Source organism: Allochromatium humboldtianum (assembly GCF_013385175.1).
In the GTDB taxonomy this organism is placed as follows: Bacteria; Pseudomonadota; Gammaproteobacteria; order Chromatiales; family Chromatiaceae; genus Thermochromatium; species Thermochromatium humboldtianum.
The window spans coordinates 26,164-45,324 of sequence record NZ_JABZEO010000003.1 but is presented as its reverse complement, the minus strand read 5'-3'; the positions used below and the strand labels follow the sequence as shown (position 1 = coordinate 45,324).

General features: G+C 63.3%; 10 protein-coding genes. 3 read left to right on the top strand and 7 right to left on the bottom strand.

Annotated features, from left to right (window positions below; genetic code table 11):
- Positions 1-41 precede the first annotated feature (41 nt).
- A complete protein-coding gene (locus HW932_RS04925; protein ID WP_246296669.1) occupies positions 42-2,756 on the top strand; it encodes a transporter substrate-binding domain-containing protein in 2,715 nt (904 codons plus the stop codon).
- Entirely contained in the window at positions 2,749-4,968 is a 2,220-nt protein-coding gene (locus tag HW932_RS04920) for a two-component system response regulator (RefSeq protein WP_176975389.1), read from the top strand. The genes HW932_RS04925 and HW932_RS04920 overlap by 8 nt, the downstream gene beginning before the upstream one ends.
- A 4-nt stretch (positions 4,969-4,972) precedes the next feature.
- Here HW932_RS04920 and HW932_RS04915 read toward each other — a convergent pair whose 3' ends face one another.
- The 7 genes from HW932_RS04915 to HW932_RS04885 form a co-directional block, all read right to left on the bottom strand.
- Entirely contained in the window at positions 4,973-5,362 is a 390-nt protein-coding gene (locus tag HW932_RS04915; protein ID WP_176975388.1) for a type II toxin-antitoxin system VapC family toxin, read from the bottom strand.
- The gene (locus HW932_RS04910) at positions 5,349-5,609 is read right to left on the bottom strand and encodes an AbrB/MazE/SpoVT family DNA-binding domain-containing protein (RefSeq protein ID WP_176975387.1); all 261 of its coding nucleotides are present in this window, start codon (positions 5,607-5,609) and stop codon (positions 5,349-5,351) included. The genes HW932_RS04915 and HW932_RS04910 overlap by 14 nt, the downstream gene beginning before the upstream one ends.
- 150 nt (positions 5,610-5,759) lie before the next feature.
- On the bottom strand, positions 5,760-6,131 hold the full coding sequence (locus HW932_RS04905) for a calcium-binding protein (RefSeq protein ID WP_176975386.1): 372 nt from the start codon (positions 6,129-6,131) through the stop codon (positions 5,760-5,762).
- A 132-nt stretch (positions 6,132-6,263) separates the two neighbouring features.
- Positions 6,264-10,115 (bottom strand): helicase C-terminal domain-containing protein, encoded by a 3,852-nt coding sequence (locus tag HW932_RS04900; RefSeq protein ID WP_176975385.1) that lies wholly within the window; start codon positions 10,113-10,115, stop codon positions 6,264-6,266.
- Positions 10,108-13,257 carry a hypothetical protein gene (locus HW932_RS04895; protein ID WP_176975384.1) on the bottom strand — a complete coding sequence of 1,050 codons (3,150 nt, stop codon included), beginning with the start codon at positions 13,255-13,257 and terminating at the stop codon, positions 10,108-10,110. Before HW932_RS04895 ends, HW932_RS04900 begins: the two co-directional genes overlap by 8 nt.
- Positions 13,258-13,391: 134 nt before the next feature.
- Positions 13,392-14,711 carry a HipA domain-containing protein gene (locus HW932_RS04890; protein ID WP_176975383.1) on the bottom strand — a complete coding sequence of 440 codons (1,320 nt, stop codon included), beginning with the start codon at positions 14,709-14,711 and terminating at the stop codon, positions 13,392-13,394.
- A complete protein-coding gene (locus HW932_RS04885) occupies positions 14,701-14,979 on the bottom strand; it encodes a helix-turn-helix domain-containing protein (protein WP_176975382.1) in 279 nt (92 codons plus the stop codon). Before HW932_RS04885 ends, HW932_RS04890 begins: the two co-directional genes overlap by 11 nt.
- A 288-nt stretch (positions 14,980-15,267) precedes the next feature.
- Here HW932_RS04885 and HW932_RS04880 point away from each other — a divergent pair, with 288 nt between their 5' ends.
- Entirely contained in the window at positions 15,268-19,119 is a 3,852-nt protein-coding gene (locus HW932_RS04880) for a DUF3683 domain-containing protein (protein ID WP_176975381.1), read from the top strand.
- Positions 19,120-19,161: the final 42 nt, after the last annotated feature.

The window sequence follows — 19,161 nt, the reverse complement described above, 5'->3', positions numbered from 1 at the left end:
GGGCTGATCCTCGAACGGCGAACGGATCAGAGTCCAGCGTGATGCGGATGTTGCCATGGCTGCTGTTTTTGGTTCTGCTGACGGTCTCCACGGCGGGAGCGGCCGGCGACGCCGGATCCGACGGCGCTCTCGCGCTGACGGAGGCCGAGCGCGCATCCATTACATACTTTGATTCCTTTCGCACCGCCGGCGGCACGCTCGTGCTGACGGAAGCCGAGCGCGCCTTTCTCCAGGCCCATCCGGTGATCCGTGTCAGCAACGAACTCGACTGGCCGCCTTATGATTATTTCGAGAACGGCAGGCCGCAGGGCTATTCGGTCGATCTGATGCGGCTGCTGGCCGCGCGGATCGGCGTCGAATTCGAGTTCGTGCAGGGCGAGAGCTGGGACGCGCTGGTCGATCTGTTTTGTGCCGGTCGGATCGATCTGCTGCAACCCGCCGACAAACCCCGGAAGCTGCTGGACTGCGCGACCTTCTCGCCGCCCATCGTGCGGGGCGCCAACCAGTTCCTGACCCGCCGCGATCACCCCAGGGTCCGGTCCATCGCCGACCTGTTCGGTTCCGTGGCGGCGTCGCCCAGGGGCTGGGAGCAGACCGAGCTGCTGAAAAAACGCTTCGGCGATAAACTCAGGATCATCGAGACCGCCAACATCAGTGAGGCCATCGCCGCCGTGAGTCGCGGCCAGGCCGACTTCACCACCGACTTCGCCAATGTCCTGAACCACCACATCGCTCACTCGGGCTACGTCGACCTGAAAGTCCAGGGCGTGTGGAGCCGGGAAGACAAGGGCGGTGAGTTCTCCGCGCTCTATATCGCGACCCGCAAGGACTGGCCGGTCCTGCAATCGATCATCGACAAGGCCTTGGCGTCGCTGACACCGGACCAGATCCGGCGCCTGCAGGACAGATGGTTCGGCGAGGTCGGCGGCCCGGCCGGGCGCGTTTCACTCTCACCCCGGCAGCTCGACTATCTTCAGCGCAAGGGCACGCTCAGGATGTGCGTCGATCCCGACTGGATGCCCGTGGAACGTCTCACCGAGGAGGGCGTCCACGAGGGCATCATCGCCGATGTGATCGCGCGGCTCGCCGAGATGCTCGACACCAGGATCGTACCGATACCCACCGCGAGCTGGGAAGAGTCGCTGGCCTTTGCGCGGGAGCGACGCTGCGACTTCCTGTCCGGGGCGATCGCGACGCCCGCCCGGCGCGCCTTCCTGGATTTCACGACGCCCTATCTCTCCTTCCGCTCTGTGATCGCGACCCAGAGCCATCAGGTGTTCATCAACGATATCGAATCCGTTCTGGGCGAGACCTTCGGCATCACGCGGGGCCATGCCATGATCGATACCCTGAGGACGCGCTATCCCGGCATCCGGTTGCGAGAGGTCGCCAATATCACGGAAGGACTCGGGCAGGTCCGGGATGGCCGGTTGTTCGGTTTCATCGATGCGCTACCGACGATCGCCTATCGCATCCAGACCCAGGCCATCCTCGATATGAAGATCGCCGGACAACTGGAAGACAGCGAGCAACTCTCATGGAACCTGTCCATTGCCACCCGCCGCGACGAGCCGCTGCTGGGCGAGATCTTTCAGGCGGCGATCGATGCCTTGCCACAGGCGCAGCGTCAGGCCATCGTCAATCGCTGGCTTTCGATCCGCTACGAACAGGTGTTCGACTATGTCCTGCTGTGGAAGATCGTCGCTGGGGTCGTCGGCATTGCCGGCGTCATCCTCTGGATGGTGCTGGTCTGGAACCGGCGACTGGCGAAGCTCAATCGCGAACTCGGACAGGCACGGGCGCAGATCGCCGCGCAGAACCTCGGGCTGGAGCAGCGCGTGGCCGAGCGCACGCACGATCTGCGCGAGACTCTGGCGAAACTGGAGCGGACGCAGGCCAGCCTGGTACAGTCGGAAAAGCTGGCCGCGCTGGGGGATCTGGTGGCCGGCATCGCCCATGAATTGAACACGCCGATCGGTAACGCCGTAATGCTGGCCAGCACCCTGTACGACCAGGAGCGGGCCTTCCGGCAGCAGATGACGGCGGGGCTGAGCCGTTCGGCCCTGCAGCGCTTCGTCGACGCCGTGCGCGACAGCAGCGACATCCTGCTGCGCAGTCTTCAGCGTGCAGCCGAGCTGATCAGCAGTTTCAAGCAGGTCGCCGTGGATCAGGCCAGCTATCAGCGCCGCGTGTTCAGCCTGGACGAGGTGACGCGGGAGATCGCCCTGACCCTCCAGCCGCGTCTGCGCCGCTCGCCGGCCAGACTGGACGTGGACATCGCTCCCGGAATCCGTTTCGACAGTTTCCCCGGCCCCTTCGGTCAGGTGCTCATCAATCTGGTCCAGAACGCGCTGCTGCATGCCTTCGACGATCGCGAGGCCGGTTGCATCCGCATCGAGAGCCAGCCCGCCGCGCCCGGCTTCATCATCATCCGGGTCAGTGACGATGGCAACGGCATCCCCCCGGACAATCTGGACCGGATCTTCGACCCGTTCTTCACCACCCGTCTAGGGCAGGGCGGCAGCGGCCTAGGACTGCATATCGTCTATAACCTGGTGACGGGACTGCTCGGCGGCGCGATCTCCGTGCGCAGTGCTCCCGGCCAGGGCCAGGGCACGGTTTTCGATCTCGCACTGCCCCTGATCGCGCCCCGCGCGGTCGCCGCCGACGCCAACGCGAGTGCGGCGGATCGCCTCCCAGGGTCGGCGATCGCGTCCACCCCGAACGATCCATCACGTGGAACAACCTATGAATGATGCTCCTTCCCTGGATGACGACGATGTCGTCCGGTTCATCGATGAGCCATCGGATTGGGCGCCTTCCACCCAGATCGACCCCTGGCGCATTCTGATCGTCGACGATGAGGCCGATGTCCATGAGGCGACCCTGCTCGCCTTGCGTGACCTGACGATCGAGGGGCGTCCGCTCGCCTTTCTCCAAGCCTATTCCGCCCAGGAGGCGCGCGCCATCCTCGCTCAGGATCCGTCGGTGGCGGTCGTCCTGCTCGACGTGGTCATGGAGTCGGAGGACGCTGGGCTGCAACTCGTGCGCTGGATTCGCCGCGAACTCGACAACCCGTCGGTCCGCGTCATTCTGCGCACCGGACAGCCCGGTTATGCGCCCGAACTCGAGACCATCCGTTCCTTCGACATCAACGACTATCGCACCAAATCCGAACTGACGCGGGTGCGGCTCTTCACCAGTCTGACCGTGGCCATCCGCTCCTACGCGCAGATCCGCCAGATCGAGATGAGCCGTCGCGGTCTGGAATTGATCGTCGAGGCCAGCACGGGACTGATCCGGCGGCGTGCCCTGCAACAGTTTGCCGAAGGGGTGGTCACTCAGGTCTGCGCCCTGCTGAACATCGCGCCCGAAGGATTGATCTGCGCCTCGTCCTCGGGTCCGTTCGCCCATGCCGCGCCGCTGGTCATCGCCGCCGCCGGACGCTATCGGGAGACGATCCATCGCCCGCTGGCGGAACTGCACGAGACGCCCGTCCGCGAGGCGCTGCGCCAGTGTCTGCTCGAAAAACGTCACAGATTCGACCAGGGGGTCTGTCTGTATTTCGATGTCAGCGAGACGCAGGGCATGGCCGCCTATCTCGCCATGACCGGCGAGCCCAGCCGGATGGATCGCCATCTGCTGGAGGTCTTCTGCGCCAACATTTCGGTGGGCTTCGAAAACGTCCTGCTGCACAACCGGCTCTTTCGGCTCGCCTATTATGATCCGCTCTCGGGTCTGCCCAACCGTAACCGCTTCATCCAGCTCGTCGAGGAAAAGGGCGGCGATCCAAATATGGCGCTGGCGTTGCTGGATCTCGACGACTTCGCCGACATCGCCACCACACTCGATCATCATTTCGGCGACGAGGTGCTGCGGGCCGTGGCCGAGCGGCTGGTACAGACCTTTGGATCTGGAGTCATTCTGGCGCGGGTCGCGGGTGACGCCTTCGGCCTGCTCGGCCCCCGCGACCTGATCACCCCGGAGCGAATCCAGCAGGTGTTCAGCGAACCGCTGAGGGTGCGTGACGAAACCATCCGCCTCTCGGCCACGAGCAGCCTGATCACATTGAACGGTCAACCGGCCAGGGGTGGCGATCTGCTCAAGGATGCCGGCATCGCACTCAAGCAGGGCAAGCGGCTCGGGCGGGGCAAGGCGAACTATTTTTCGGAGGCGCTCGGTCGGGCGGCGCACGAGCGCATGCGAATACTCAGCAGCCTGCGCGCCGCCTTTTCCGCCGAGCAACTCTCGCTCGTCTTCCAGCCGCAGATCGAGTTGGCCAGTGGCCGGGTGATCGGTGCCGAGGCGCTGCTGCGCTGGGAGATCGAGCCTGGACGCTGGGTGCCTCCAGATCAATTCATTCCGCTGGCCGAACAGTCCGGACTGATCGTGCCGCTCGGTGAATGGGTGCTCCGTACCGCCTGCCGTGGACTCTATCGTTTGACTGAGCTGGGTTACGCCGGGTTTCGGATGGCAATCAATGTTTCACACGCGCAGTTTCGCGAACCCGGCTTCGTCTCCATGCTGGAGCGCGTGCTCGCCGACAGCCGGGTCGAGGCCGCTCGGATCGAACTGGAATTGACCGAGTCGGTCGCGATGGACCACATCGATGAGATCAACACCAAGCTGGCCGACATCCGGCGCCTGGGCGTCAGGATCGCCATCGACGATTTCGGCACCGGCTATTCGTCATTGAGCGTGCTCAGACAGCTCCATGTCGACCGTCTGAAGATCGACCGCTCCTTCGTCGGCGAGCTCGACGGCCCGGATACCAAGGCCGGTATCGCGCCACTCATCATCGCCCTGGGGCATCAGTGCAACCTGACCCTGATCGCCGAGGGCGTGGAAACCGAGGTACAGCGCCAGTGCCTGCTGGCCATGGGCTGTCAGGAGGCGCAGGGGTTCCTGTTTGCGCGTCCCATGCCGATCGAACGACTGGAGGACTGGATGGCGGCGCAGCCTGGCTAGACGCTCAAACCACCAGGATCTCTTTCGTTTGCAGTCTTCGGGCGCGTTTCGCCAGCTTCTCATCGAAGGTGGCGAAACGCATCGACTGAGCGCTGCCGGCCAGATGGAGCGCGTCGGCGAAATCCATACCTTGCTCATGCCAATCGAGCGCCGTGACCACGACCCCGATATGCTCGACTTCGACCTGTCGCAGCCCGATCAGCTTTCGCAGCGTCGACACGATGGTTTCACGGGGGATCTGATAGGCAAATCGCAGCACCCACTCCGTCTCCAGCAGTACCGTCTTGCTGAGGAAAATGCTGTGTTGCTCGAACAGGGCGATCGCTCTTGGACTCTGCTCCGGGTCGTCATTGGCGACAACCCGCACCACGACGTTCGTGTCAACCGCCAGCATGGCGTTCCCGTACTCCACGAGCGATGGCGTCTTGCATGTCATCCAGGGACTTGGCCGGGCCTCGATACCCGGTGCAACCCACGACTTCATCGAGTGACGTCGATGCAAGGGGCTTGCGGGGTCGCAGGACGACACCATCCGGCCGTGTTTCGATTTCGAGCTCCGTGCCCGTCGACCAGTGGTAGTGGTCGCGAATGGCCTTGGGCAGTATGACCTGACCCTTGCTGGAAAGGCGCGTGGTTTCCATCGCGATCGAGACACCTGTTGGGCGAATGCGGTAAGAAACGATCTTACTCGGAGCCGATAGTGCGAGCAAGGTCAGGCACGATGTTGCTCCTTGAGCGACCTGTGTCGAGCCTGATTCAGGAATAAAGGGGCAGCCGCCATGGCCCTCGCGTTAGTCAAACCCATACCCGCGCTCTACCCAGTAATGCCAGTCGCCAATGGCCTCGAGTGTCTCTTCATCGGCTGCCATCGCTTCGAGTTGCGCCAAGGGAAATCCCATGACACGTCCATGCCAGGTGGCCAGGGCGAATACGTCGTGCAAGCATTCATCCGCCGGCGCGAGGCGCTCGAGTATCAACTCGTCACCGGCGTGCAGAGGCGATATGGAACGCGGCTGAATGCAGCGTGCTCTGAAGGGAAAGTGCAGCTTGTCCTCGAGGTAGTAGTACCAACCCATAGCTTGTTCTTCCGCGCCATAGGCGTCCACGATGATCTCCATCGCGATCCGCTCTTCTCGAGTTTCGTCTCTTTCACGTTTTGTCATGGGTTGATACCCTGTGTAATGCCTCGACGCTTATGTTGCTCGGAAAATCCCCAAGCCTGTACCTGTTGAGCACCTTGGTGAAAACGTTCGTCGCGTTCCCAAAGCCGCACCCGTGTTTTTGTTCAGGCGGACTCACTCGTCTGGAACCGCCGCCAACAGAAGTGTGTTCAGTAAATTCATCTCGTTCGATGCCATGAAATACCGATCGTCAAAGACGGTATCCAATTTCAAAGGGTTCTCATTGCCCACCGCAGCGGCCCAAGGATATTCGGCATAGCGTGGGATGGGCGGCATCACGGCGCTGGTCGCGGACAGGCTCTGGGCGAGCGCATCCCGCCAACACTCAGGCTCTTTGACATCGAAGGGAGCGTTGCCCTCGAGTCGGCGGTCACGGGCCATGAACTGGATGTATCCGGACGGAACGGCAAGCCAGGTATTCGGCGATTTCAGGCCCTTGAGGGTGTTGAATTCGTTGGCGGCGTCCTCCTTTTCTCGCTGCAGGATACGCAACAGGTTCGCAGCCGGCTGACGCAGGCTCTGCGGAAAGGTCCGTTCCGACTCGATGGCCTGAAGCTGATTGATGAGCCGACGCGCCGTGAGGCTGACTTCCGTGGTATGCCCCTCGAAGCTGAAGATCTCCATCTTGTCGAAGCGCTCCCAGTTTTCGAGAAACACGGGTCCGGAGACGAACAGGTGCTCGGGGATCGAGGTACCTTTGGATGCATACAACAGAAGCGGGCGCAACGCGCCTGATGCCAAGTCCGCCAGTTGCTTCGCTTCCTCGTACCGCGCCATCGTTCTCTGATCCGCCGCCCAGGAGGTGGCCGCCTTCAGTGTGGTGCGCGAGAACAGCTCAATGAGGTTGGATTGCGCGCTCTTGATCAATCGGATCTGCTCGTCGTCCTTGATGCGCCGCCAGGCCACATCGGCCTCTTTGATGAACTGCGTCACGCTCTGCGACATGAGGCTGATGAGTTCTTCCAGACCGATTCGCCCCACGGGAACCAGCGCCAGTGACTGACGCAGACCGGCGTCACCCGTGATGCGGGTGAAAATGGTCGCCCGCAGCATCACCAACAGGGTTAGCAGGTCGATGGAATGTCGCAGCCAGTGCAGCGGGTCCGGCGTCTCCTTGGATTCGACCCTGTAGTCATCGATCAACATCACCAACCGACGAGGCACACGGTCGCCGCAAACTTCGGTTCCTTCCGCATCTTGATAGCGACCACGCCCGCGATAGATCAGTTGCGCCATTTCCATCAGTGCCGCCTCGATATTGAATCTCGGCACGGCGGCGATGATGCAGTCGGTCTTCGGGAAGGAGACGCCGCGCGCCCCCGAGGAAGTCATCAAGAATACCTTCTTCTCGTCACGGATCGCCGGTTTGACCAGATACTGGCGCTGGTGTCCCGGGACGGAAGAGTCCAGGACGGCGACCCTGTCCGGCCCGATTTCATCTTCATCCGCCAGTGCAGCGGCGAGGTCGCCCAGGAAGTTCTTGTCCTGCGCAAAATAGATGACTTGCGCCGACCCCATTCTCAGCGCCTTCAGGATTTCTTGTTTGGCGCCCTCCAGCACGGTCTCGCCCATCACGCGGCGCACCGCCTGACGCACGGTTTCCAGCTCGCCCGTGCTGCGCACTTCCGGCGTCACGGAGGTGAGCCGAACCCGGTATTCCAGGGTGAGCCTGTCGGCTGGAAAGCTGTTGGTCATGACGTGGAGCGTCGATTTGGGGCCGCCCGTTCCAATGGGCAATTGCGAAATGGCCATGTCGAATGCACGCCGGCCGGATGATTGCGACACCAGGATCTTATCGGGCGCGTGCGACTGTCCCGCCTGGAGGTAGCGTGAGAGAACGACCTCATTTGCCAGAGAGGCATCCGATATGACCAGGGTGACGGTAAAGGGGCTGACTTCATCCTCGAAGCAGCCGATGAATTCATCGTGAAGCCATGAGGCGATGGCATGTACGAAGGGTGAGCCGGCACCGTCACCGGCCAGTTCGTCGACCATCACGACGATATTTGAGAGACGATCCGCCAATGCACGACGTTCACGGACGCCGGCGGGGTCTCCGGCCTTGCTCGCGAAGAGGCCGGAGAGCGCGTCCATGGTGGTCTTGCCGTCGGGCTTCTCGCGGAAGCCCTGAAGCGCGGCGGTGATGACGACCCGGTTCAGATCCGGGTTCAACGCCAGCAACTCGCGTGTGGTTTTGGCCAGGCTCGACAGCACGCCCGCCCTGGCACGCTCATCGACGATGTCTTCATGCTCCGAAAGGGTGGTTTTACCGAAACGGGAACCGGTGTGCCCCGCCTCGATACGCCGCTCATCTTCGGGGCTGATGACCAGAATGGCTCCGTTCGGCTTGACCAGCGCGGGCACGCCGTCGACCACCACGGCGCCATCCACATGCTTCTTGGTGGCGCGACCGTCTTTCACCTCAGTGCGGTGCCAGCCTGGAGCCGAAGCAATGAGCGCGGCATTGGTTGTGATGGTCAGGATTCCAGACGGCTCATCGCTCCGGCGCGCCAGGCTCTGCGTCACCTCGCGATTGATGACGACGCGCGGGCTGACGTAGAGGAACAGATAGCCTGCGGACTTGCGTTCGAGGTACTCCCGAACGGCGGTCGTCTTACCGATACCTGGATTGCCCTCCAGCGCAACCACGTTGACGCGCCCCGGTATTGAACGGTCCAGGCCGGCCACGATGGCGGCGGCATGGATGTCGCGCAATGTGACCTGACCGTCTTGTGCGCGCGCCTTGAGGAGCGGCCCCAGCGCCCGAGCGGCGGGCCGACCGAAAAACTGTGTCAGGTCCGGCGAGTCCGGCGCCAGGGTCAATGCTTTGGAGAGTTCGTAGCGGTCTGCCGGGTTGGCGAAATTGTCCAGTGTCTCGACGAACTCAAAGCGATAGTTCTCGCCGGGCGCGGGGGCGTGCTTCAGATCCTTCAGGCCATGTTTCAAGCCTGCGGGAAGTCGCTGTAGCATGTTTCGGAACACGCGGTCGACCTGATCTCGCAGGCCCGCTTCGTCGCCATCCGCCGGCTTGCGAGCCTTTCGATACGCCAGCCCCATCTGTTCCATGAGCCGGCGTCGAGGGTCGCCTGGCTTGTCGGCCAAAAACCGGGCGGAAAGGCTTTCCAGTCCATTCGGCGTGATGGCCAGGGCGCGGACGTTGCATGGCTTGGTCAAGACCCCATCGTTCCGCAACCAGGTCGCTGTGTTCGCGGCATATGAACAGCCTTGGCACAGCTTGTAAAACGGCTTGTTACCGCGCATCAGCGCAACGAGATGCGGCTTGATGTCGTCGGACAGCGCGAACGCTTCGCCGTCCACCTCGGCCGTGATCCGGGCAAAGACACTCCGGCTGTCGATGAGCCGACGATGGCGCGTCAGTTCCTCCAGATGGGCGTTCTGGTCCGTGAAGTCCGCGATCGTCTGCGGCATGTCGAAAGCGTATTCCTGAATCAGCAGGTAGTCTTCGCGATCGGCCGACAACCACAGCACGAAGTCGGCATTGGCCGGCTGCCCCTTGCCGGATAACTGCGGGTCGAGTACGCCCTTGAGCGCAAATTCACGGTGGAACGCCTCACGATCCCGGTGTTGACGTTCTTCCAGTTCTTGCGTGTCGCCGGGAAGCAGTAGCGGGCACCACAGCGCCCGCAGCTTCAACCGCTTCCGGGCCGTTCGAAGATGGCTCAGGTATTCCCGTGTAGCGGTGTAACCTGTGCCATAGCCCGTCAGGGCCAGGTGTTCCACGGCGGCCTTGACGCGGTCGCGGAGGGTTACGTCGATGAGGCCCAGGCAGTGGTTCAGTGCTTTGGTCACGTCGAGCAACTGATGCTGCTTCCAAGGTGCGAGCTGGGGATGCTCGGCATCGACCAGTCCTTGCTCGATCAGACAGGCCAGCACACCGCGCTTGACCAGCACTTCATAGGCCTGACCCCAGAATTCAGCCTGCTTTTGGAACGGTAGCTCACTCATCGTCCAAGTCCTTTTGGTGCAGCACCCGTGTGACATGCGCAAGTAGCGCCGGAATCGACAGCAGGATGCTGCCTCTGCGGCGACGTGACACCACCTCCAACTCGCCGGCGGCGGCTGTCCGGTTCGGCGTGGCCCAGGCGAAGGGGTCGAGTACGGGCAACAGCGGTCGGTTTTTCTCCGATGGCTTCTCACTCTCCATGAAGTGAATGGCGCGTAGCACGCTGATGAGCGAGCGCCGCATCTCCTCGGCCTCGCCGGTGCCCAGGATGTTGGCGCGTGTCGCTTCCTGCAGATTGAAGTCGCTCAGACGATGCTCGGCGTCGAAGAAATAGGTGCAGAAGCCGGATTGCGGCTTACCGGCCTCATCGACGACATGCAGTGTGGCGAAGGTGTAGACTGGAAGCAGACTACGCAGGATCTCGGTCGCGCCGTCCCGGTACATGTTCTGGTGCGCATCGTGGCGCAGTACCTCGAAGGCGCTCTCATGGAGGTTGCGCTTGCGCAGACGGGTCGCCGCGAAGACATCGCGTCGCAGCGGGTAAAGATGCACGTCCGGGAATCGCTTGGCCGCTTCGTCGAGAAACGTCAACCTGGAATGTGGTGAGTGTCGTTCGGCGGCGCGTCCGATGCGGCGGTTGCCGAAGTGATGGGATAGCAGGAGGATGTGAAGGTAGCCGAGCTGTTTCAGGCGGGCGATTTCTTCGAGGATGAGATGCGGGAGGCTGAAATCCTGGCGGCTTTCAACGAACCGCGACAGCATCCGGCCCACTCTGACTGTAGTCTGCTCGTCCCGGCTGTCGGCGAAATAGGTTCGGCTGACGAACAGGTAACCATCCGCATCCGGATAGTTCGGATGAGTGTCACAGGGGCGGGTCACATAGCTGACGACCGCGACCCTGTCCAAAGACCCCTCATGCGGAACGCACAGCGGTTGTCCGGCCTGGAGCGCGGCCAGAGCGCCACGGTTCTTCCAGCGCAATGCATCCTGCGCTTCATGTGGAGCGTTTTCAGTCGTGAGCCCCTGAAGTTTGACGGGAAGCTCGCGGGCCAGCGCCTTCTCCACCGCCTGACTGATGGCATAAATGGCCGTGTTTCCGTCCTGAGCGTCGGCTTCGCGGTCGCCCTTGATCTGGCCGGTTTTCTGCAGGCGCACGAGCGTCATGCTCAGTCGAGGACGTGCGGATTGTGCTTTCCGCACCAGTTCGAAGAGGACGATGTAGATCAGCAGGCTCATCCCCGCCACCGTGGCGGCACGCCACTGCTCGGCCTGCACCTTCTCGCGATCCTGTTTGCTGTTCTTCAGGGTCAGAGCGCGCAGGTCATACTCGATGTCCACGCCGCAGCCGATATCGAGCGTGCCTGGGTTCTGCAGTGCGGGTGTCCAGCACTGGGTGTGCTTGTCCAACCGATAGGGAACAAGGCGTACCGGGAGCACATGCGCTTCCAGATTCTTGCGCATCGCCACCTTCCGCACTTCGCCCGCCGCCGTCAGCGAACGCTCTTGCAGGTTGGTTTCCACCCAAACCGAAGCGACGCTGGACGGCCAGGGATCCGGACTGATCCGAATGCGGCTCAACCACGCCACCGTGTCCGGGCCACTGTCGGATTTCACCAACACCTCTTCCCGCTCCGAGTCGAGACCAAGACCGATCAGAAGTTGCCAATCGAAGATGTCCTTCTGCACGGAGATGAACAGCTTGTCGACCGAGCGATTCAGGTTCGTGACGAAGGACGTGGACCTGGTTTTGAGCAACCGCACCATCTCGTCGGCGATTTGAGCCATGACGTCGCGGCGCGAGACCAGTTCGTGGTGCAGGCGCTCCAGTTCGCGAACCGGATCGGCCTTCAACGCTTGCGCGATAGCGGTGGCTTGAGAACGTACGTCACCGCTGGAGGCCCCATGAAGGGACGGTGGAAGCACGAGCGACAGGAACACTAGCTCCGCTATCGGACGCTTCACGTTTTCGTTTGGTCCGGGGGCAGACAGGAGTCGCTCTTTGATCCCATGCAGTCTGGAGTCGAACGCCGGCAGGCCGGTTTGCGGATTGAGGCCATTGACGCGGAAGCGGTACGACACCTCCCGGACCGTCGGTTGATTCTGTTCCGGAGGGATGCGCCGCTCGAACAGTTGCACCGACCCCTCGCACCAGACCGGCAGACAGCTGTAAAACCCGGCTTTACGTAGCTGCTCGGTGAGGTCGGTGTCGTTGGCAACGCCATAGACGGAACTGACGTTCAGTGCGAGCGGCTCACCATCCTGGCCGGCGAAGGACTCGAACGACTCACGCACACGCCGCACATAGCTCTTGAAGCCGGCTTTGTCACTCTGGGCCGCGACCGCTTCCATGATCCGCAGACACACCTGCAGGCGAACACGGGCCATCGCCTCGTCTTCGAGGAATTCGAGAAACCGGAGAATCTGCGAGCCGGGCTGCTCACTTTGCCGCCGGATGGCGTCCGTGATGAAGCCGATGTCTTCCGGGTCTTCATTGTCCGCACGCAGCTTGCGTTCCACCCCAGCCAACATCAATTCGAGCCAGTCCCGGCCGTCGACGGTCTCGATTCCGGACAGCACACGACCGATATCGCGCTCACGCTCGGCCGACGGGCGACTCGTCTCAGCGAATTCGACCGGCACCATAAGCGCGTTTTGCGGAAGCGGCGTGGTCTTGACGTCGACTGACTGCGCCATGACCTTGAGCACTTCGGTCATTCGGCCAGCCGTCAGTGCTTCAAAGTCAAGGTCGCCCAGGCTGTCATTCAGCTCTTTCGTGATGGCCTCACGCACGGCTTTGACCGCCTTGGCCGTAGCCACCTGTGTGCCATGCAAAAGACGCCCGCCCATCTTGGCTGTCGTACCGAACGGCGGGAGATCCGCGTCGCGCAGGAAACCGGTTTCCTCTCCGGGTGCAAAGGAGGTTTTGAAGTCAGGGTCCGTCAGCAACCGTGACATCACTCCACGGGTATTGACGCGAATGCGCGTTTCTTCCTTGGAGAAGAGCTTGAGTGCTTTGACCTCAGCCGCGCCGGCAACGGCGGGAATGGCGTGCGCAAGCAGCTTCGCCAACCTGGCGAGGTCGATGGACGGGGCACGGTCGCTCACGGAAATACGCGAGCCACCCTGGAGGTGGGATGTCGTCATGGTCAGCTCCTTTCATGGCAGGTGGGCCACTTCACCAGGCGAACGGACCAGGTTCACAAGGCGGATATACGTTTGTGCGCTTTACTATAAGCCTGTCCCGAACACGGGGGAAGCTCATCTCCAGGAAAAGGTGTTCAAACGACGGCCATCATCTCGCGAATCTGTGGGGCCAGCTCCAGTTGACGCCGGCACTGCTGTTCCACGATCGTGCTGATCGCCTCGATGACCGCCTCCACCGCCCCAGCGTCCATCGCAGCCGCGCGCACCGCCGGTAGCTGTCGGCGGATCAGCCGCACACGGCGCTCGATTTCCTTGCGCACCTGCGTCGGATGCGTGTCCGTGGCCGCGCAAAACTGCGCCCATTCATAGGCCGACAGCTCCTCGGTACTGAACGCATCCCCGACCGCCATAGCGAAGGTCTGGCTGACCTGAGCCGGATAGAGCGCGCTACAGGTCAGGTCATAGGCCGGAGCCTGCACCGGACCGGCGGCGGTCATGAAAAAGGACAGATTCTTGGCATGCGCATCGGCATTACCCAACAATACCTGAAACACCTGCCAGCGCAGCAACTGCAACCTGGCCTTCGCCGGCTGCGGGCTGGCCGCGATCGCCGCGAAGAACCGCCCCAGCGAGGCCCCATCGCGGATCTCCCGCACATGGGGATGGTCGCCGTAAGGGCGTTCATATTTGTAACTGCCGGCCAGATTGAGCAGTTGGCAGCCGTCGATGACGTGCCGCCGTCGCACCGCCGTCCCGTCCCGGTCGCGATCGAAGCGGGCCACGCTCAACACCGGCTCCGGCAGGTGATGCAGTTCCACCGGCGCAGTGTCCAGCCCCGTGGCCGCCGCCAGCCGCATGCAGAAGAACTCGTTGGATGTCAGACCGGCTAGGCGTGGATCGACGGGATCAGGCTTGAGGATATGAGTGGACGCCAAGTCCGGGCCTTCGACCAGATACCAGTCCTCGCCCTCCGTCAGAACCGCCAGCTTGTCCTGGAAATCGGCGATGGACAAACGCACCTTGTCATCCCAGACCGTGAAGGGGACGTGCGGACGCTGGCGGAGACGTTGGGTGAGTTCATCCGGCGTCAGGAGGCGTTTGTGAGGCTGGTCCCGACCCGGACTGTCCGGGAGCACCAGACGCAGAGCGCCGGCCGTTTCGCGCCCCAGCGCGATCAGCAGGCCGACCAGATTGCCTTTTGAGACGCGGTTGGCGCGTGCCGCCTCCTCCAGAGCCTGACCCTCGGGCAGCAGGTTCTCAAAGAACCGGCGCACGCGGGCGCTGTGATCGTCGGCGGACGACGCGGCCGGCGCGAGCGGGAGCGCCGGACTCAGCGGATAGGCCGCCGGGCGGGCGCACCAGTCGGCGGTATAGGCAAATGAAAAACGGTGCTGCGTGGCGTCATAGGCCAGCGTGCCGACCCGCTCCCGGTCGAGCCAGACCTCAAGCTGCACCCGCGCCTCCGGGACCGCCAGCGTCCGGCGGCGTCTGCCAGGTCAGATGAATCCCCAACCCGTTCATCACCTTGAACGCCAGTGCCAGCGACACCGTGCCGGTCCCGGTTTCGAGGTTTTGCAGGGTCTGCTTGGCGACCTTGACGCTCAGCGCCGTCTCTTCCAGCGTGAGACCCGAGGCCGTGCGCACCGCGCGCACCAGGGCGCCGAGCTGTTGCGGGTGGGTGATAAGTGGCGCTGGGAGGGGTGTGGCCTTGACGGTGCGCATACATTGATCCTTTTTTCTTAGGATCATAGCCGAGCGAGGGGCCGTGAACAATATAAATCTTTTTATGATAGGATTATTCGGTCCGCATTGCCGAACCGCAGTTGTCCATGGTGGGGCGATGTCGTCTGGCCGTGATTGAGCTAGCTTTGTCGATGCTGATCCAGAAAAAGCGGCCTAGCCGCGTGCTCTCCCGGCTGTTCGACGGGTTGCCAAATACCATGGCCGATACCCGACGGATTTGCAGTAAAATTTGTGCACTGCAAAACTCCCAGCCCTGGTTCAGCCCTCATGTCCGATTCCGCTGCCCGTCTCCGCGAGATCCCCTACAACTACACCTCCTTCTCTGATCGCGAGATCGTCATCCGCTTCCTGGGCGAGCCGATGTGGCGCTTGATCGAGGAACTGCGCGGCACGCGCCGCACCGGGCGCTCGGCGCGGATGCTGTTCGAGGTGCTGGGCGATATGTGGGTCGTGACCCGCAATCCCTATTTGCAGGACGACCTGCTCGACAACCTCAAGCGGCGGCGTCTGCTGCTCCAGGCGCTCGACCATCGGCTCGATCAGTTCGAGCGGCGTCTGAACGACAACCGGCGTGCGGCGGAACTGCTGGCTGCCGCGCGCACAGCGGTGAAGCGTTTCGGCAACTGGTTCGAGCAGGAGAAGCACCAGCGCGCACGGTTGCGTCTGGCGCTCGCCGGGATCACGCGCGCGGACAATCTGGACTTCGGCGGTCTGGCCCGCGTCTCGCACGCGACCGACGCCACCGACTGGCGCGTCGAACTGCCGTTCGTGGTCATCTCGCCCGATACGGAGGCCGAGGTCGCGCCCATCGTGCGTGCCTGCATCGACTGCGGTCTGACGCTCATCCCGCGCGGCGGCGGCACCGGCTATACCGGCTCGGCGGTGCCGCTGCATCCGCTGACCGCCGTCATCAATACCGAGAAGCTCGACCGGCTCTCGGGTGTCGAGCGGGTCGCGTTGCCGGGCGTCGATGGGCTGGTGCCGACGGCACATTGCGGCGCGGGTGTGGTCACGCGCCGGGTCTCGGATCTGGCCGAGGCCAACGGGCTGGCGTTCGCGGTCGATCCGACCTCGCAGGACGCCTCCTGCATCGGCGGCAACATCGCTATGAACGCCGGCGGCAAGAAGGCGGTGCTCTGGGGGACGGCGCTCGACAACCTGGCCTCCTGGCGCATGGTCACACCCGAGGCCGAGTGGCTGGAGATCGAGCGGCTGGATCACAACCTGGGCCGTATCCACGATCAGGAACTGGTGCGCTTCCGGCTCTCGCGCTTCGCCCCGGACGGCACAACGCCGCGCGGCGAACCCGAGATCCTGGAGATGCCGGGATCGAGCTTCCGCAAGGTCGGACTCGGCAAGGACGTGACCGACAAGTTCCTCTCCGGCCTGCCCGGCGTGCAGAAAGAGGGTTGCGACGGGATCATCACCTCGGCGCGCTTCGTGCTGCACCGGATGCCGGAGCAGGTGCGTACCGTCTGTCTGGAGTTCTTCGGCACGGATCTGGATCTGGCGGTGCCGGCGATCGTCGAGATCAAGGAGCTGATCGAGTCGCTGCCGGATGTGCAGATGGCCGGTCTCGAACATCTCGACGAACGCTATGTGCGCGCCGTCGGCTATGCGACCAAGGCCGCACGTCACGAGCTGCCGAAGATGGTGCTGGTCGCCGATCTGGTCAGCGATGATGAGTCATCCGTCAGTGCCGCCGCCGAGCAGATGGTCGCCATCGCCCGTGGGCGCGACGGCGAGGGCTTCATCGCCGTCAGTCCCGAGGCCCGCAAGCGTTTCTGGCTCGACCGCGCGCGCACGGCGGCCATCTCGCGCCATACCAACGCCTTCAAGGTCAACGAAGACGTGGTCATCCCGCTCGACCGGCTCGCCGACTACAGCCGGGGCATCGAGCGCATCAACATCGAGCAGTCGATCCGGAACAAGGATGCCATCCTGGCGGCGATCCTCGACTATCTGGACTCGGAGATGCCCGAGGCGCGCACGGCGGGCGACTATGAAGGCTCGGACGAGGCGCGCGCCATCCTGGAGGCCAAGCGAGCGGCGGCGCATGAGTCGATCCGGCGCGTCCGGACGCGCTGGCAGACCATCCTGGAGCGTCTGGACCAGCCGGCCGCCAACAACCTGGATCTACTCGACGAGGCCGCCCGGTCACGGATGCGCGCGGGCGACACGCTAGCGGCCATGATGCTGCGCCGTGATCTGCGCCAGTCGATCCGCGCCGAGGTCGCCGACCGTCTGAACGAGATCTTCTCCGGCCAGGAACTGGCGCGGGTGCGTGAGCGTCTGCGCGAGATCCATCGTCAGGTGCGCGATTCGCGTCTGTTCGTCGCGCTGCACATGCACGCCGGCGACGGCAACGTCCACACCAACATCCCGGTGCATTCGTCCGATTACGCCATGCTGCACGAGGCCGACCGGGTGGTGGCGCGCATCATGGCGCTGGCGACCGGACTCGGCGGCGTCATCTCGGGCGAGCACGGCATCGGTCTGACCAAGCTCCAGTTCCTCGAACAGGAGAAGCTCGACGCCTTCGTCGCCTACAAACGACGCATCGATCCCAAGGCGGTGTTCAATCGCGGCAAGCTGATGCCCGGCTCGGGTCTGGACGGCGCCTACACGCCCTCGCTGCGGCTGGTGCAGCAGGAAGCCATCATCCTGGAAGAGACCGAACTCGGCGCGCTCAACGACGACGTCAAGCACTGTCTGCGCTGTGGCAAGTGCAAGCCCAAGTGCATGACCCATGTCCCGCGCGCCAATCTGCTCTATTCGCCGCGCAACAAGATCCTCGGCACCGGACTCATCATCGAAGCCTTCCTCTACGAGGAGCAGACCCGGCGCGGACTGTCGCTGCGTCACTTCGAGGAGATGAACGACATCGCCGACCACTGCACCGTCTGTCACAAGTGTCTGACCCCATGCCCGGTCAACATCGACTTCGGCAACGTGACCACGCGCCTGCGCCGCATCCTGGTCGAGCGCGGCCAGAAGCGCTTCAGTCCGGGGGCTTGGGCGGCGATGCAGTTCCTCAATCGCACCGATCCGCGTGCGATTCGTCTGATGCGTCTGGGGCTGGCCGAATGGGGTTTTGCGGCCATGAATCAGGCCCATCGGCTGGCCAGGACGCTGGGGCTGACCAGGAAGCGCATCACTCAGCCCGGCTCGACGACGGGACGCCCGGCACTGGCCGGTCAGATGGTCGAGCTGGTCGGACGCTCGGTGCATGTGCCCCTGCCCAAGCGCACCTTCCGCGATGTGCTGCAACTGGAAGACCGCACCCAGGTGCCGATCCTGCGCGATCCGCGCGTCGCCGACGAAGCCGAGGCCGTCTTCTACTTCCCCGGCTGCGGCTCGGAGCGGCTGTATTCGGACATCGGACTGGCCACGCTCGCCATGCTCTGGGAGCAGGGCGTGCAGACCGTGCTGCCGCCGGGGTATCTGTGCTGTGGTTATCCGCAGAGTGCTTCAGGACTGGAGGAACGCGGACGCCGGATCACCATGGAGAACCGGGTGCTGTTCCACCGTGTGGCCAACACCCTGAACTATCTGGATATCAACACCGTGGTCGTCTCCTGCGGCACCTGCATGGATCAGTTGCTCAAATACGAGTTCGAGCGCATCTTCCCCGGCTGCCGCCTGCTCGACATCCATGAGTGGCTGATGGAGCGGGGCGTCGCCCTGGACGGGACGACGGGCGTGCAGTATCTCTATCACGACCCCTGCCATACGCCGATGAAGACCCATGCGCCGCTCAAGGTCGCCGCTAGTCTGATGGGCCAGCCGGTACGGCTCTCGGATCGTTGCTGCGGCGAGGCCGGAACCCTCGGCGCCTCACGGCCCGACATCGCCAATCAGGTGCGCTTCCGCAAGCAGGAGGAGCTGACCGCCGGCATCCAGGCCCTGACCGGCCGCGACCGGGTCGAAGACGGCGCGGTCAAGCTGCTCACCGCCTGTCCGGCCTGTCAGCAGGGACTCGGCAAATATCAGGACGATACCGGACTCAAGACCGACTATATCGTGGTCGAGCTGGCCGAGCGGCTGTTGGGCGCCGACTGGCGCGAGCGCTTCATCGAGCGGGTCCGGACGGACGGCATCGAGCGGGTGTTGCTGTAGTCCAGACCGGACGCGACACCCGCGTCCGTGGTCCGAGTCTGC